The sequence below is a fragment of the Shewanella maritima genome (assembly GCF_043643735.1).
Classification (GTDB): domain Bacteria; phylum Pseudomonadota; class Gammaproteobacteria; order Enterobacterales; family Shewanellaceae; genus Shewanella; species Shewanella maritima_A.
In genome coordinates this window covers 1-1,886 of sequence record NZ_JBHZSM010000028.1, presented here as the reverse complement: position 1 = coordinate 1,886, position 1,886 = coordinate 1, and the positions used below count along the sequence as shown (strand labels likewise).

Annotated in this window: 1 protein-coding gene; it reads left to right on the top strand. The window is 49.4% G+C overall.

The window, feature by feature from the left end:
* Positions 1-1,886 (top strand): VCBS domain-containing protein (locus tag ACHUGF_RS17945; protein ID WP_394133297.1); only part of this gene is annotated, 1,886 nt, incomplete at both ends.

The following is a 1,886-nucleotide window of genomic DNA, read 5'->3' as shown; positions in this document are numbered from 1 at the left end:
AAAACTGGCGAGTCACTCACCGACACCCTGCTGGTGCACTCTGTTGATGGCACTGAGCAGAAAATTACTGTCACCATTAACGGTACTGATGATAAGGCGGTGATTGGCGGTACTAGCACAGCAAGCCTGACTGAAGATAAAGACGTGCATGGCGGTCAGCTTAGAGTAGACGGCAACTTAAGCATCACCGATCCCGACAACGGCCAAGCACAGTTCACTGCCGAGAGCCTAAAAGGCCAATTCGGTACGCTTTCTATCAACAATTTGGGCCACTGGACCTACACCGCTGATAACGCGCAAGCGGCGATTCAAGGCCTCAAAACCGGTGAGTCACTCACCGACACTCTGCTAGTGCACTCGGTGGATGGTACCGAGCAGAAAATCACGGTGACCATTAACGGTACTGACGATAAGGCGGTGATTGGCGGTACTAGCACTGCAAACCTCACCGAAGGTAAAGATGTTCATCAAGGGTTGCTTCGAGCAGACGGTAATTTAAGCATCACCGATCCCGATGCGGGTCAGCAGCAATTCCAAGCAGAGAGCTTACAAGGGCAATTTGGTACACTTTCTATCAACAATTTGGGCCACTGGATCTATACCACTGATAACGCGCAAGCGGTGATTCAAGGCCTCAAAACAGGTGAGTCACTCACCGATACCCTGCTGGTACATTCGGTAGATGGCACCGAGCAAAAAATCACGGTAACTATTAGCGGTACTGACGATAAGGCGGTGATTGGCGGTACTAGTACAGCAAGCCTGACTGAAGATAAAGACGTGCATGGCGGCCAGCTTCGCGTGGATGGCGCACTTAGTGTGACTGATGCTGACAACGGCCAAGCCCAATTCACTGCCGAGAGCCTACAAGGCCAATTCGGCACGCTTTCTATTAATAATTTAGGCCACTGGATTTACACCGCTGATAATTCACAAACGGTGATTCAAGGCCTGAAAACGGGCGAGTCACTCACCGATACCTTAGTGGTGCATTCTGTGGATGGCACCGAGCAAAAAATCATCGTCACCATTAACGGTACTGACGATAAGGCGGTGATTGGCGGTACTAGCACTGCAAACCTCACCGAAGGTAAAGATGTTCATCAAGGGTTGCTTCGAGCAGACGGTAATTTAAGCATCACCGATCCCGATGCGGGTCAGCAGCAATTCCAAGCAGAGAGCTTACAAGGGCAATTTGGTACACTTTCTATCAACAATTTGGGCCACTGGATCTATACCACTGATAACGCGCAAGCGGTGATTCAAGGCCTCAAAACAGGTGAGTCACTCACCGATACCCTGCTGGTACATTCGGTAGATGGCACCGAGCAAAAAATCACGGTAACTATTAGCGGTACTGACGATAAGGCGGTGATTGGCGGTACTAGCACTGCAAACCTCACCGAAGATAAAGATGTTCATCAAGGGTTGCTTCGAGCAAATGGCAATTTAAGCATCACCGATCCCGATAACGGCCAAGCCCAGTTCACTGCTGAAAGCCTGCAAGGCCAATTCGGCACGCTTTCTATTAATAATTTAGGCCACTGGATCTACACCGCTGATAATTCACAAACGGTGATTCAAGGGCTGAAAACCAGTGAGTCACTCACCGATACCTTAGTGGTACATTCGGTGGATGGCACTGAGCAGAAAATCACCGTCACCATTAACGGTACTGACGATAAAGCGGTTATTTCGGGCACAAGCATTGCCAGCCTCACTGAAGATAAAGACGTACACGCTGGCAAACTTCGCGTCGATGGGACGCTAAGTATTACTGATGCTGATAACGGTCAAGCCCAGTTCACAGCCGAAAGCCTAAAAGGCCAATTCGGCACACTTTCTATCAATAATTTAGGCCACTGGATTTACACCGCTGATAATTC